General features: G+C 59.9%; 13 protein-coding genes. 8 read left to right on the forward strand and 5 right to left on the reverse strand.

The window, feature by feature from the left end; translation table 11 throughout:
• Window positions 1–39: 39 nt before the first annotated feature.
• From FHT85_RS01270 to FHT85_RS01285, 4 genes are all read right to left on the reverse strand, one after another.
• On the reverse strand, window positions 40–801 hold the full coding sequence (locus FHT85_RS01270; RefSeq protein ID WP_112334653.1) for an ABC transporter permease: 762 nt from the start codon (window positions 799–801) through the stop codon (window positions 40–42).
• Complete coding sequence (locus FHT85_RS01275; RefSeq protein ID WP_112334652.1) at window positions 798–1724, reverse strand: ABC transporter ATP-binding protein; 927 nt, start codon at window positions 1722–1724, stop codon at window positions 798–800. Before FHT85_RS01275 ends, FHT85_RS01270 begins: the two co-directional genes overlap by 4 nt.
• Window positions 1725–2107: 383 nt before the next feature.
• The gene (locus tag FHT85_RS01280) at window positions 2108–2362 is read right to left on the reverse strand and encodes a hypothetical protein (protein WP_112334651.1); all 255 of its coding nucleotides are present in this window, start codon (window positions 2360–2362) and stop codon (window positions 2108–2110) included.
• Window positions 2363–2468: 106 nt separating this feature from the next.
• Entirely contained in the window at window positions 2469–3662 is a 1194-nt protein-coding gene (locus FHT85_RS01285) for an extensin family protein (protein ID WP_112411858.1), read from the reverse strand.
• Between the two features lie 238 nt (window positions 3663–3900).
• Between FHT85_RS01285 and FHT85_RS01290 the strand changes: the two genes are divergently transcribed.
• From FHT85_RS01290 to FHT85_RS01310, 5 genes are all read left to right on the forward strand, one after another.
• Window positions 3901–4290, forward strand: a complete 390-nt coding sequence (locus FHT85_RS01290; protein WP_112334649.1) for an acyl-CoA thioesterase — start codon at window positions 3901–3903, stop codon at window positions 4288–4290.
• Between the two features lie 4 nt (window positions 4291–4294).
• Window positions 4295–4885 (forward strand): hypothetical protein, encoded by a 591-nt coding sequence (locus FHT85_RS01295; protein WP_112334648.1) that lies wholly within the window; start codon window positions 4295–4297, stop codon window positions 4883–4885.
• Window positions 4886–5007: 122 nt separating this feature from the next.
• The gene (locus FHT85_RS01300; protein WP_112411857.1) at window positions 5008–6600 is read left to right on the forward strand and encodes an SEL1-like repeat protein; all 1593 of its coding nucleotides are present in this window, start codon (window positions 5008–5010) and stop codon (window positions 6598–6600) included.
• Window positions 6601–6655: 55 nt separating this feature from the next.
• On the forward strand, window positions 6656–7723 hold the full coding sequence (locus FHT85_RS01305; RefSeq protein ID WP_112411856.1) for a tetratricopeptide repeat protein: 1068 nt from the start codon (window positions 6656–6658) through the stop codon (window positions 7721–7723).
• A 197-nt stretch (window positions 7724–7920) separates the two neighbouring features.
• Window positions 7921–8436 (forward strand): hypothetical protein, encoded by a 516-nt coding sequence (locus FHT85_RS01310; RefSeq protein WP_112334645.1) that lies wholly within the window; start codon window positions 7921–7923, stop codon window positions 8434–8436.
• Between the two features lie 52 nt (window positions 8437–8488).
• On the opposite strand, the gene FHT85_RS01315 is transcribed toward FHT85_RS01310, so the two are convergent.
• Window positions 8489–9739, reverse strand: coding sequence for an MFS transporter (locus FHT85_RS01315; protein ID WP_112411855.1), 1251 nt, complete (start codon window positions 9737–9739; stop codon window positions 8489–8491).
• Window positions 9740–10022: 283 nt separating this feature from the next.
• Here FHT85_RS01315 and uvrB point away from each other — a divergent pair, with 283 nt between their 5' ends.
• The 3 genes from uvrB (at window position 10023) to FHT85_RS01330 (ending at window position 14679) form a co-directional block, all read left to right on the forward strand.
• Window positions 10023–12812 (forward strand): excinuclease ABC subunit UvrB, encoded by a 2790-nt coding sequence (uvrB, locus tag FHT85_RS01320; RefSeq protein WP_112411854.1) that lies wholly within the window; start codon window positions 10023–10025, stop codon window positions 12810–12812.
• Between the two features lie 200 nt (window positions 12813–13012).
• Window positions 13013–13468: an SRPBCC family protein gene (locus FHT85_RS01325; protein ID WP_112334642.1), complete on the forward strand. Its 456-nt coding sequence runs from the start codon at window positions 13013–13015 to the stop codon at window positions 13466–13468.
• Window positions 13469–13626: 158 nt separating this feature from the next.
• The gene (locus FHT85_RS01330; protein ID WP_112411853.1) at window positions 13627–14679 is read left to right on the forward strand and encodes an adenylate/guanylate cyclase domain-containing protein; all 1053 of its coding nucleotides are present in this window, start codon (window positions 13627–13629) and stop codon (window positions 14677–14679) included.
• Window positions 14680–14912: the final 233 nt, after the last annotated feature.

The following is a 14912-nucleotide window of genomic DNA, read 5'->3' on the forward strand; positions in this document are numbered from 1 at the left end:
GCCGCAGGCCTTCTTAGTCCCGCCAGCCCGGCATCGCCATCAATTTCTCAAGCGATATCCCGTCCGGAAAATCCACCCCAGGATGATCAGACAGATGACTAGGAAAAGCGTGATCATGGCAAGGCTCAGCACCGGATTGACGTCAGCGATGCCGTAGAAGCTCCAGCGGAAGCCGCTGACCAGATAGAGGACCGGATTGAGATGGCTGACCGCCTGCCAGAACGGTGGCAGCATGTTGATAGAATAGAAGCTGCCGCCAAGGAAGGTGAGCGGCGGCACGACCAGCATCGGGATGAGGTTCAGCTGCTCGAAATTCCCGGCCCAGATGCCGATCATGAAACCGAACAGGCTGAAAGTGACCGCCGTCAGCACGAAGAACAGGATCATCATAAAAGGATGCTCGATCCTGATATCGACGAAGAAACTCGCGGTCGCGAGGATGATCAGGCCGATCAGCATCCCCTTGGTGGCAGCCGCACCGACATAGCCGAGCACGATTTCCGTCATGGCGACAGGCGCCGACAGCACCTCGTAGATAGTACCGGTGAACTTCGGGAAATAGATACCGAAGGAACCGTTGCTGATGCATTGGCCAAGCAAGGTCAGCATGATCAGGCCGGGCGTAATGAACGCTCCATAGGAAACGCCCTCAACCAGGTTGATGCGCGAACCGATCGCCGCACCGAAGACGATGAAATAGAGCGACGTGGAAATGACAGGCGAAACGACGCTCTGCAGCAGAGTGCGGCGCGTGCGGGCCATTTCGAACGAATAGATAGACTTGATCGCTTCGAAGTTCATTTGCCTGCCTCCACCAGCGAGACGAAAATATCCTCGAGCGAACTCTGGCGCGTCGAAAGATCCTTGAAATGAATTCCCTCGGCACCGAGTTTCGACAGCAGAGCCGCAATGCTAGACTGCTCGTGCTGGGCGTCGAAATCATAGATCAGCGTCAGTCCGTTTGGGCCTAGCGAAAGCCCGTTCCCGTTGAGAGGCTCCGGTATGGCATCGATCGGCTCGTTCAAATCGAGGATCAGCTGCTTGCGGCCGAGCTTGGCCATGAGCGCCCTCTTCTCCTCCACCAGCAGCAGCTCGCCGCCATTGATGACGCCGACGCGATCGGCGGCCTCCTCGGCCTCTTCGATATAGTGGGTCGTCAAAATGATAGTGACGCCGGAAGCGCGCAGGCGCTCGACCACATGCCACATGTCCTTGCGCAACGTCACGTCGACACCGGCCGTCGGCTCGTCGAGGAAGAGGATCTCCGGTTCATGCGAGAGCGCCTTGGCAATGAGCACGCGCCGCTTCATGCCGCCGGAAAGCTGGCGAAGCATGTTGTCTTTCTTCTCCCAGAGCGAAAGATCGCGCAATATCTTCTCGATATATTCGGGATTCGGCCTCTTTCCGTGAAGCCCGCGCGAAAAGCTGACTGTATTCCAGACGGTTTCGAACTGATCGGTCGTCAATTCCTGCGGCACAAGGCCGATCAGGCTGCGCGTAGCGCGGAAATCGCGCACGACGTCATAACCGCCGACGGTCACAGACCCACCGCTCGGGTTGGCAATCCCGCATACGATGGAAATCAGCGTCGTCTTGCCGGCACCGTTCGGCCCCAGCAGCGCCAAGATTTCCCCTCGCTCAATATCGAGACTGACACCTTTCAGCGCCTGAAACCCGTTGGAGTAGGTTTTGGTCAGATTACTTATGGAAATGATCGGAGCCATAGCGAGGCAAAGTCCGGCTTTTGTGATGAATTTCGCGGCGTTTGCCCGCTATATAACCGGTTCTAACCTTTGACCACCCCACCGTAGCGGAACACAGCGTTCGTCCAGGGTAAATAAGCTGTCATCAAATCGTGACCTTCGTCGGGCATATAGCTCCTTAGGTGAGCAACGTTTGTCGCAACTCCGCCCAACGCCTCTTGGCGACACCGTCAGCGCCTGCTGTATTGGCCGATTTATTGCTTTGCATTCATATTGCGTGCAGCATCATTGCAACATGAAGTTCTTTTCTGGAACTGGCAAGGATCCCCCGTCGTTGCCATGCTCCGCTCAAGCCGGCTCCGCCGGCTTTTTTCTTTTTTGCCAGCTTACGATCGGGAAAGAACCTACCAATTGCCGTTTACGCCGCAGCCCGCCGGCGGCAGCGTCTTGTGCTCGAAGCGAGCCTTCAGCATCGCGCAACCCTTGTCGCGAATGGGTCCAGGCATTATGGAGTTGAGACCGATGCCGACTTCATCGAAGGGATCATCGGCATAGGCGACATAAGCATACCAGCGGCCGCCAATGACGATAATGATGGCAATCAGTGCGGCAACGAGCGCCCTTCCCAGGCTTCTCTTTCGTCTCGGTATGTCTTCCATGAACCCCTCCCTGCAATTTAGCTCGCGCAGTTGAGCGCGATTCCGCCGAAAGGTAAATCAGCTTTCCCGTTTGGCAAGGGTGGATGCTGTCCCGGCAAAAGGCCAATCAAAGGCTGCAATAGCGCCGGCCGCCTTGACGGTCCCTGAGGTCGAAATGGAAGTGGTTCCAGTGCTCCGGATTGCTGCCTGGGCCGAGCACCGTATCGAAATAGCGGCAGCTGTCGCTGCGCACCGCCTTGAGCAACCGTCCTTCCCTGAAAGAGAACAAGCCCTTCTTCCGCACGTCAATCACGTGGCCATTCTTCAGGACAAAGGTACCAACATCGATCGCGTTGCCATGGGCATGTTCCGACATTGGATTATAGCGTTGCCGGCTATTGTTCATCCGCCGGCAGGAATAACCACCGAGCGGCACGATCGTGCCGATGCCCGTCCAATAGCGGGTGCGCGCCGCCGGCGCCAGTTCGTTCTTCACCCATTTTGCGAAGGCGAGCGTCACTTGGCAATTCAACGTGACGGCGGGCCGCACCGCTATATTGCCTGAGAGGCCGCTGAGCGAAACCGGATAGGGAACCTGACATGCCGGGCCGTTCGAGATCGCCGGCTTGTCGGTATAAACCACGCCCATGCGCTGCAATTCCCGACGGCAGGCGATTTCAGAAGGCGGCATCATGCCCGGCGTCGATTGCGGCGCTTCAAACTGCTGATCGAGGCGCGGTATCGGATTTTCGACACGCGGCAGCATCGCAACCTGCGTTCCCGGCAGCTGCCTCGGTATCCGCGACTGGTTGAGTTCGGCCTGTGCCGCCGGCCGCTGAATAATCGACCGGTTGGTCTGTACCGGCGCATCGGTGCCGATGCCGTCGACCACGGGCTGGTCGGATTGACCTTCCGCAATGTTCTGCTGCTCTTCCTGCGCCAATCCCACCACCGAGGCTGATTGCGCCTCTTCGCTCGGCCCGACGCCAAGTTCGGCATCCATGTTGACGCCCTGAGAGGGGATATCCGACTGCTGTGCTAAGCCGGCTTCGACATCCGTGGTGGTCACGGCCTCGCCAGTGCCGTTGGAACGAACGGGACCGCCACTCTTGTAACTGCTCGATGCGGAAACGACGGGATCTTGTACCCCTTGGTAGGCAAATTGGCGTTGCGGCACACTGCGATGCGGCTTGATGGATCCGACACGCGAGGAACTGTCTATGCCGGACGGCGGCACGAGGCTGTCGGCCGTACAGGCGACCAGCGCCGACGACAATAGCAATGGCAGCGCGACCCGCAGTAGAATGGGTAAAATGGTCATAATCCTGATCCGCTGCCCCAGCCACGGTCGGCAATGATTACAAATCCTAAATGGGAAGGGTGAACGAAAGCTTACCGCAGGGTGATCTCGGTGTTTCACACAGGCACCACGTCACCGCATAGTGGCTTGAAGCAAAACACCCACAGGAGTCCTCCATGGAAATGCGGGTATGGCTTTTCCATCGAGGCAGGATTGCATAGGCTGATTGTCGGAATCGACCGTCAACAGGAGCAGATGAATGAATGACAGCGTCAAACCGAGAGGCGAGCTGACATTGCGCACGCTTGCCATGCCCGCCGACGCCAATCCTGCCGGCGATATTTTCGGCGGCTGGGTCATGGCGCAGATGGACTTGGCAAGCGGCATCCGCGCCGCCGAGCGGGCGCGCGGGCGCGTGGTCACGGCCGCGGTCAAGGAGATGGCCTTCGAACTGCCGGTCAAGATCGGCGATACGCTGAGCGTCTTCACCGATGTCGAACGCGTCGGCCGCACCTCGATCACCCTGAGCGTAGAAGCATGGGCGCACCGGGCCCGTTATAACAGCCTGGAGAAAGTGACGGCTGCGACCTTCATCATGGTCGCGCTCGATGAAAACGGCTTGCCGAAGGCCGTACCGGAGGAGAGCTGACGCGATGGATTCCGCGCACACACCGGAAGTCTACGTCTATATCAGAACGGTCATGAGCATGGTGATCGGCCTTTCGCTGGCTCAGCTTCTGACCCGGCTTGCCGGTTTCGTGCAGGCGCCGGGCAAGAACAAGATCTACCCCGTCCATATCGGCTGGGTATTGTCCATGTTCCTGTTCATCATCCATTTCTGGTGGTGGGAGTACCGGCTGCAATCGGTTGCGCAGATCAATTTCGGCGTCTACCTCTTTCTCATCTGCTTCTGCTGCCTCTTCTATTTCCTATGCGTATTGCTCAATCCGCCGTCGGTCGAGGATTATGGCGGCTTCGAGGAATATTTCATATCCCGCCGCCATTGGTTCTTCGGCCTGCTCGCGGTGACCTACGCGGTAGACCTCATCGACACATTGCTGAAGGGGGAAGCCTATTTCCGGTCGCTCGGCTGGGAATATCCAATACGCAATGTCGTTTATATCATACTTTGCATCATCGCCTCGATCACCGCGAACCGGCGCTTCCAGGCGGCATTCGTGATTGTCGGGCTGATCTATCAGATCACATGGATCTTCCGCCTCTACGACGTGCTTCCGGTATAGCGATCGCATCCGCCAGCGGGCATTATAGCCACCGCCATTTGGGTTCCTGCGATCCTTGACCAAGACATCGCCATATTGTTCAGATCGATTACGGTCTGGGACGCAGGTGGGAGACTGAAGCCTTGAGGACAAAGAGCTATGCATTGGGATTGGCGCTCGCTCTTTCGCTGCCCTGGCTTGCTCATGCCGAGGACCCAGCCCCAGGACCCGCCAATACGACGATCGACCTGAAATACTGGGTGGAATTCGCAAAACAGGGAAATCCGGCCGCTCAATATGGTCTCGGCTATCGCTACGCCAACGGTCAGGGCGTGGAACAGGATGACTCTCAGGCCGTCGATTGGTATCGGAAATCGGCTGAGCAAGGCAATGCGCAGGCCCAATATGCACTCGCCTACATGTATGCCAGCGGCCGCGGCGTCGATACCGATCTGAAGCAGGCAAACGACTGGTATTTAAGGGCGGCGCAAAACGGCAATGCCGATGCCCAATATGCCATCGGCTATTCCTATGCCAATGGCCGCGGCATGGCTGTCGATAATGAAAACGCCGTCACCTGGTACCAGAAATCCGCCGCCCAGGGACAGGCGCAGGCGCAATATGCGCTCGGTTACATGTATGCCAATGGTCTCGGGGTGCATCAGGACGAGGCGATCGCACTCGGCTGGTATCGCAAGGCGGCTGACCAAGGTCGGCCCGACGCCGAATACGCAATCGGCTACATGTACGACAACGGTCAAGGCGCCGAAGAAGACCAGGAACAGGCTGTCGCCTGGTACAAAAAGGCCGGCAATCAAGGAGTTGCGCAGGGTCTGTATGCAGTCGGCTATGCCTATGCCAACGGCAAGGGTGTCACACGGAACGATGCCGAAGCCTATTCCTGGTATATGAAGGCGGCGATAAAGGGCCGCGCCGACGCCCAATACGCCGTTGGTTACAGTCTTGCGAACGGGATAGGCGTCGCCCGAGACTACAGGCAGGCGCTGCAATGGTATCGCAAAGCTGCCGATCAGGGCCGCCCCGATGCGCAATATGCTATCGGCTACCTCTACGCCAACGGCCAGGGTGTGAAGACTGACGATGACAGCGCGGTGAGATGGTATCGCAAGGCCGCCGAACAAGGCGACGCACAGGGTCAATATGCCCTCGCCTACATGTATGCCGGCGGCCGCGGCGTTAGCAGGGACTATGGCAAAGCCTTTGACTGGTACCAGAAGGCGGCAAGCCAGGGTCACGCTGACGCCCAATACGCGCTCGGTTATATGTATGAAAACGGTCAGGGGACAACGGCTGACAAATCGACCGCCGCTAGCTGGTACCGCAAGGCGGCCGACCAGAACAATTCACAGGGCGAATATGCCCTCGCCTACCTTTATTATCAGGGCGCGGGTGTTCCCAAGGACTATGGCCAAACGGCCGCTCTGTTTCGCAAAGCAGCCGATCAAGGCGATGCTCGGGCGGAATACGGTCTTGGATATCTGTATTATAACGGCTATGGCGTGCCAAAGGACTCCAAGACCGCTGCCGACTGGTTCAACAAGGCGGCGGCCAAGGGATTGCCGGAAGCGCAACACGGGCTCAGCTACATGGAAGCCAATGGCGACGGCCCGATCAAGGATCTCGGACCACTGGGACAAGGGGCCGCCGATAAAAAAGGCTCGGACGTCAGCACGGGCTGGCTCTTGTTCCATTTGCTGATGGTGCTCGTGCCTTAGCGGTTGCGAAGCACTCGACATGCTAATTCAACGGATTTCGACTGAGGGGTAGATTGTGAACTGGAAGAAAGCGGCAGCAGGTTTGCTCTTCGCGCTGGCGTCCGCGGGAGTCGCACAAGCCGATGTCGGACGAAACAGCTACGATCGCGGCGACATCAAATCCGGCCTGGATTACTGGCGACCCCTGGCGAACAAGGGCAATCCCGCCGCACAGCTGAAACTCGGGCGAATGTATGAGGAGGGCAATGGCGTCGAAAAGAACCTGACGCTCGCCCTCAGCTGGTACAAGAAGGCCGCCGATCAGGGCAATGCCGAAGCGCAATTCAACGTCGGCACCATGTACGATCAGGGCGAAGGCGTTACCGCCGACAAGAGCCAGGCCATAGCCTGGTACAAGAAGGCTGCGGCACAAGGATACCTCAACGCGCAATACAATCTCGGCGTCGTCTACGACACCGGCCAAGGCGTAGCCCAGGACAAGCCGCAGGCGTTTGCCTGGTACAGCAAGGCCGCCGAACAGGGCGACACCGATGCGCAGTTCAATGTCGGCACCATGTACGACCAGGGCGATGGCACGGGCAAGGATAAGACCAAGGCCGTCATCTGGTATCGCAAGGCAGCCGAACAGGGAAAAGTCGAGGCGCAATACAATCTCGGCATTATGTATCGCGACGGCGAAGGCGTCGCCAAGGACAGCGCTGCCGCCTTCTCCTGGTTCAAGAAGGCGGCCGACCAAGGCGATGCCAGTGCGCAGTTCAATATCGGGGCTATGTATGCCGATGGCGATGGGATCAAGCAGGATCAGGCCGAGGCGATCGCATGGTTCCTGAAAGCTGCAGTGCAGAACGATGTCGAGGCCGAATACAATCTCGGCGTCATGTTCCGCGATGGCGAAGGCGTTACCAAGAACGGTCCAAAGGCGATCTACTGGTTCGAGCGGGCGGCCGAACATCGCTATGCCGGCGCGGCCTATAATCTCGCCATGATGTACCGCGACGGCGATGGCGTTGCCGCTAATGCGGCCAAGGCGGCAGAGTGGTTCCGCAAGGCGAAGCATTTGGGTTACGACGGAGACACGGAGCCGCCGGAAGCTCCCTCCGGTGGACAGACTATTCCGATTTGAGCGCTTTACGGGCCGACCGGTAAACCCTTATGGCCTGTCGATCATTACCCTGCTCCCGGTGGAGCGCGGCAAAGCATGCGGATACCTATCGGACGGTCATCATCAAGTCGGGGATTGCCTTGACAAAGGAAGAGATGGAAGACTGTCGCGGCGCCGCGCCTGATTTGCTGCTTCTTCCCTTGAGAGGATAGATCGTCGTGAACCTGAAATATCCCATGTTCCCCGTCTCGCTTCTGCCGCCGCTTCGCATGGCTTCGTTGACGGTGGCGATCGTGCTGCCGCTCTCTCCGCTTCCGATGGCGGCTATGCCGGCGGAGGCTGCGCCCGGTTCGTGCTGGTCGCTGCTGCAGAGCAAGTTCGGCCCCGAGATCGAAAAATCGGTGAATGAGGCCGATCCGTGCAAGAAGCTCCCGGGTGTCGATCACAAAGACAAGTTCGAGGTGAAATCGCTCGATGTCTGCGACGGTCCGAACGGTGGCGTCCAGATCAATGCCCATGCAGAGATGGCCTGCAAATCGCATGGCGTATTGAAGACGACGATCAAGGGGGAACTCGATGCCTCGATGACCGTCGATGTCGGCGCGTGCCACATCACCGACCTGCATCTCGGCATCAATGGCCCGATCGGCGAGCTGATATCCTCAGTAGGAGGCCTGCAGGAACTTGCCCGCGGCTTTGCCCAGGCCAAGATCTCGGAAATCTGCGGAAAGTGAAGAAGGGCCGGTAAGGATCGCCGGCCCTTGAGATGGAAGGACGACAACCGGTTCAGGTTTGCATGACACTATCGGCTTGCCCTGCGTCTTTGCCGCCGAACCGAACACCCTTCTTCTCGAAGCCAAAGCCGGCAAACAACGCCACGACGACGGCCACGATGCAGGCGACGATCAACAGCGCCAGCGCATAGTCGCCGCCCCATTGCTTGGCCAATCCCGCCTGGATCGAGGCATTGCCCGAAGCCAGCAGATTGCCGAGCTGATAGGCAAATCCGGGGAACGTGCCGCGCACCTCGTCCGGCGACAATTCGTTGAGATGCACGGGGACGATGCCCCAGGCGCCCTGCACGAACAGCTGCATCAGGAAGGCGCCGATCGCGAGCATCACAGGTCCGTGGCCCCAAACCCAGAGCGGGGCGACGGGTATGGCCAGCAGCGCCGCGATGACGATCGTCCGCCGCCTGCCCCAGCGCTGTGACAAAGAGCCGAAGGTCAGGCCGCCGACAACCGCGCCGATATTGTAGACGATGGCGATGGCGCCGACCGTATAGGAATCATATTGCCGCTGGGTTTCGAGGAAGGTCGGATAAAGATCCTGGGTGCCATGGCTGAAGAAATTGAACGCGGTCATGAGAAGCACGGCCCACAGGAAGAGCGGGATATTCTCACGCAGCACGGTGAGAAACGGCCGTTGCGGCTTGGCCTGCCGCTGCAGGAAGGCTGGAGATTCCTCCACATTGCGCCTGATATAGAGCACCAACAGTGCGGGCACCGCGCCGACGAAGAACATGCCGCGCCAGCCAATGATCGGAAACAGCAGGAAGAAGACGATCGAGGCGATCAGATAGCCCGAGGGGTAACCGGCCTGTAGGATACCCGATACCAGACCGCGGGAATCCTCCGGTATCGTCTCCATGACGAGCGACGCGCCCACGCCCCATTCCCCGCCCATGGCGACGCCGAAAAGCGCACGCAGGACGAGAAACATCGTCAAGCCGGTCGAAAAGCCGGTCAGGAATTCGAAGACGGAATAAAGCAGCACGTCGACCATCAGGGTCGTGCGCCGCCCGAACCGATCCGCCGCGAGCCCGAAGATCAGCGCGCCGAGCGGCCGCATGGCGAGGGTAAGAAAGATCGCCACGGCAACCGCCGGAACGTCCGTGTGAAATTCTTCGGCTATATGCTTGAGAACGAAAACCAAAATGAAGAAATCGAAAGCGTCCAATGTCCAGCCCAGATAGGCTGCGATCACGGTGTTTCGCTGCTGGGGGGACAGGGAACGTAAGCTATCCAATGCGGTCATCATGATCCTCCGACCGGATGGCGGCGGCGAGGCGGGCAATACCGGATGCCGTCGAAGCTGGGGAAACCCGGCATTGGCCGGGCATGTCGACGTTGCGGCTGGTTCCTCCCTTGGCGCCTGCGAGGAGCGCGCTATGCGGACTTTGGATCAGCGATAACGCATTAGCCGCCCGTGGGTTGTAACATATTTGACATCTCCGGCGAATGGAAAAATCCGCCACTTTGTTTCCCTTTTGTACCCTTTACCCCTTCACATCTGCGCGATCTGTCGCCATATTCGCCTCATGGCCAAATCATCGAAAAAATCCCCCGCCCCGACCGGTTTCGAAGAGGCGCCGCAGGCACCGTTTGAAGGTGCGCCGCTCAGCGGTAGCGTTGCCGATTGGGTGAAGCAGCTCGAAGCCGATGCGGAAGCATCCGGTGTCGAAACCCAGCGCGAGATCGCTTCGAAGGCCGGCAAGCACCGCAAGAAGGTGGAGATAGCTGCATCCAAATCAGGGCGCGGCACATCGATGGGTGGATCGACCGATCCGAAGACACGTGCCGCTGCCGGTCTCAACCCGGTGGCCGGTCTCGACATCGCGCTTGAAGACGCCGATAAGATTTCGCGCGACGGCGTCACGGCCACCGTCGAGGCGCTATCGAAGCTAATCGAAAGCGGTAATCCTCTCTTCAAGGACGGCAAGCTCTGGACGCCGCACCGCCCTGCCCGGCCGGCGAAATCCGAAGGCGGCATCCGGATCCGCATGGATTCGGAGTACCAGCCCGCAGGCGACCAGCCGACGGCGATCCGCGATCTTGTCGAGGGATTGGAGAATGGCGAGCGCAGTCAGGTTCTGCTCGGCGTCACCGGTTCAGGCAAGACCTTTACCATGGCCAAGGTGATCGAGGCGACGCAACGCCCCGCCGTCATCCTGGCGCCGAACAAGACGCTGGCGGCACAGCTCTATTCCGAGTTCAAGAATTTCTTCCCGGACAACGCAGTCGAGTACTTCGTCTCCTACTACGACTATTATCAGCCGGAAGCCTATGTGCCGCGTTCGGACACCTTCATCGAGAAGGAAAGTTCGATCAACGAGCAGATCGACCGTATGCGCCACTCGGCGACGCGCTCGCTGCTGGAACGCGACGACTGCATCATCGTCGCATCGGTTTCGTGCATCTACGGTATCGGCTCGGTCGAAACCTATACGGCGATGACGTTCCAGATGAATGTCGGCGACCGGTTGGACCAGCGTCAGCTTCTCGCAGACCTCGTGGCGCAGCAATACAAGCGCCGCGACATGGATTTCATCCGCGGCTCCTTCCGCGTTCGCGGCGATACGATCGAAATCTTCCCGGCCCACTTGGAGGATGCCGCATGGCGCATCTCCATGTTCGGCGATGAGATCGACGCCATCACCGAATTCGATCCGCTGACCGGCCAGAAGACCGGCGACCTGAAATCGGTGAAGATCTACGCCAACTCGCACTATGTTACGCCGCGCCCGACGCTGAACGGCGCCATCAAGGCGATCAAGGAAGAGCTGAAAATCCGGCTGGCCGAACTGGAAAAGGCCGGACGCCTGCTCGAGGCGCAGCGCCTGGAACAGCGCACGCGCTACGATATCGAGATGCTCGAAGCCACCGGCTCCTGCGCCGGCATCGAGAACTATTCGCGCTATCTGACTGGCCGCAATCCCGGCGAGCCGCCGCCGACTTTGTTCGAATATATCCCTGACAATGCCCTGCTGTTTATCGACGAAAGCCACGTCTCGGTCAGCCAGATCGGCGGCATGTACCGAGGCGACTTCCGGCGCAAGGCGACGCTCGCCGAATACGGTTTCCGTCTGCCCTCCTGCATGGACAACCGGCCGCTGCGCTTCGAGGAATGGGACGCCATGCGCCCGGACACGATCGCGGTTTCGGCAACGCCGGGCAGTTGGGAAATGGAGCAATCCGGCGGTGTCTTTGCGGAACAGGTCATTCGCCCGACCGGCCTCATCGACCCGCCGGTCGAAGTGCGCTCTGCCCGCACCCAGGTCGACGACGTGCTCGGCGAAATCCGCGAAACCGCCGCCAAGGGCTATCGCACGCTCTGCACCGTGCTCACCAAGCGCATGGCCGAGGACCTGACGGAATATCTGCATGAACAGGGCGTGCGCGTGCGCTACATGCACTCCGACATCGACACGCTGGAACGCATCGAGATCATCCGCGATCTTCGCCTCGGCGCTTTCGACGTACTCGTCGGCATTAACCTGCTGCGCGAGGGTCTCGACATTCCGGAATGCGGCTTCGTCGCCATCCTCGATGCCGACAAGGAAGGCTTCCTGCGCTCGGAAACGTCGCTTATCCAGACGATCGGCCGTGCCGCGCGTAACGTCGACGGCAAGGTCATCCTCTATGCTGATACCATTACCGGCTCGATGCAGCGGGCGATGGACGAGACCAGCCGCCGCCGCGAAAAGCAGATGGCCTACAACAAGGAACATGGCATCACGCCGGAATCGGTCAAGGCGAAGATTTCCGATATCCTCGACAGCGTCTACGAGAAGGACCATGTCCGCGCCGATATCGGCGGCGCCTCCGGCAAGGGCTTTGCCGATGGCGGCCATCTCGTCGGCAACAATCTGCAGGCCCATCTCAACGCGCTGGAAAAATCCATGCGTGATGCCGCCGCCGACCTGGACTTCGAAAAGGCGGCACGGCTGCGCGACGAGATCAAGCGCCTCAAGGCCGTCGAACTCGCCGCCATGGACGATCCGCTCGCCCGCGAGGAGGCGAAGAGCCTCGAAAGCCGCAGCTCTTCATCGAGCAAGCGTGCACCGCCAGCGCCGGATACCTCCCGCTCCTATTTCGCCAAGCCGAGCCTCGACGAAATGGGGCCGGGCAGCGATGCCGGCACGCCGCTCTTCCGCAAGAATACACTGGACGAGATGACTGTCGGCCGCACCGAAAAGCCTGTCACAGGCAAGGTGCCGGACAAGCCGATCACCCGGGCAAAGCCGGGCGTCGGCTCCTATGAGGACCCGGTGGACGAGAAGCAGCGCAAGGGGCGGACAAAGGGCAAGACGGGACGACCCGGGCGATAAGGCGGCCGCGATTGTCGGATATCTGCCGCCCGGTGCTGCCGATTTTATGAAGGCTGAGGCCTGCGAGCGTGGAGCAATGCCTTGCTGACGAGGCTGTAACCGCTACATGGCATCATATGAGGAGGCCCACGGGGAGACGGAAGGCGCTTGAGCGCATACCGGGCCGGTGGGAAGCGATAGCAAGCTGGGGAGAAAGACCGATGTCCGAGCCTTTGATCGTCCGTCGCGAGACCCATGTCTCGGCGCCGCCTGCCGCAATATTCGCACTGCTGACTGATCCAGAAAAGATCCTGCGTTGGATGGGCACGGAAGCCCGGACGGAGCCGGAGCCTGGCGGCATCTATCTCGTCAACGTCACTGGGAGCCGTTTTGCGCGCGGCTCTTTCCGCGAAGTCGTGCCGGTTCATCGCCTCGCCTATAGCTTCGGCTGGGAAGGCAGCGAGGAAGTGCCTCCCGGATCGAGCCTTGTGGAGATTGATCTGATCGAGCAACCCGACGGGACGCTGGTGCGCCTCACTCATACCGGCCTGCCGACGGTCGAACAATGTGAAGCGCACGCAAAAGGTTGGGCGCATTATCTCGACCGCATGGCAGCGGTGGCCGCCGGACGCGATCCTGGCCCCGACCCCATGCGTGGACACGACGGCAGGAACTGATGACGTTTTAAGGGCGGCGTCATCGGGCTCGATGCTCGATAGCCGCGATATCACCGCCCGGCGACAGCCATTGCTTATGGCATTTTGCTTTCAAATGCCGTTGGCATGGCCACACGGGCACGGATGACAGCCGGCAAGCGTCATGGCATGATCGCCGCATGGATTTGCCCGCTCCCCTCGCCTGGCTGGTCGACGAAGCCGGCACCTCGCCCAGCCCCGAACGCTTCCTGGCCGATCTGGGCGGACATCTATTGGCCGCCGGCCTCCCGCTGGCCGGCAGCGCGCTGACGCTTGCCGCGCCGCATCCGATCATCACGCAACATACGTGGCTATGGCGCGCCGAGACCGGAGCGGTGACCGAAGCTCTCGGCTTCGCCGGCACGGCGCTCGGACAGGCCGGCCGCGATTGGCTCGGTGATCTCGGCCCGATATGCGAGGAAACGATCGGGATCGCGCCCGGCAATTCCGTGCTTGCCTGGGCAAGCATCCGGCCGTTCAGCACCTCCGAAGCGGAGAACCTCCGCGAGATCGCCCGATTTGCCGCAGCCCCTTTGGCGGGATTGGCCGCACGCGCCACCCTATCCACCCTGCTCGAAGCCTATCTCGGCCGCAGAAGCGCGGCGCGCGTGCAGGCGGGCGCGCTCAGCCGCAACAGCGGCGAAACCATCCGCGCAGCCCTGCTCTGCGCCGATCTGCGGGATTTCACCGCCCTTTCCGAAGCGACTGAACCAAGCGTCGTGATCGCGGCACTCGATGCCTGGTTCGACCGCGTCGCCGGCGCCGTGCATGCCTTCGGCGGCGAAGTGCTGAAATTCATGGGCGATGGCGTGCTGGCAATCTTCCCCATGAGCGGGACACCAAAGGAAGCCTGCGAGGCGGCCTTGCGCGCTGCCACCGCCATTCGCGCTGGCATGGCGCATCTCGACGCGACGCGGACAAGCAATGGTCTGCCTCCGCTCCCCTTTGGTGTCGCACTGCATTTCGGCGACATGCTTTGGGGCAACATCGGCGCCGCCGACCGCCTGGACTTCACCGCCATCGGCCCCGCCGTCAATCTCGTCAGCCGGCTGGAGGGCCTCTGCAAGCCGCTCGGACACAATATTCTTGTTTCCGGATCGGTCGCAGCAGAGACGATGATGCCGCTGTCGGCCTTGGGGGATTATGAATTGCGTGGGATAGTCGAGCCTTGCGCGGTGTTTACACCGAGCTAAAGCCGGTGTCTCAGACGCTGGTGCAGGAGAAGTTCTCAGCCTCGCAATAATACGGACGTTGCAAGACCCGCAACGACTGCCCCTGCGAAGGCAATTTGAACTGCGTTTCATGAATAGAAAGCATCCTCATTATATGGTCCGAAAATAGTAGATTCGTCGAAAAATCGAACCTATGGCCTTTCAACCTATTGATTTCTCTTTCATTAAGGCTGCCGACTAAAACACCTCTTGCC

This window comes from Rhizobium sp. BK312, from assembly GCF_014193605.1.
Lineage (GTDB): Bacteria > Pseudomonadota > Alphaproteobacteria > Rhizobiales > Rhizobiaceae > Rhizobium.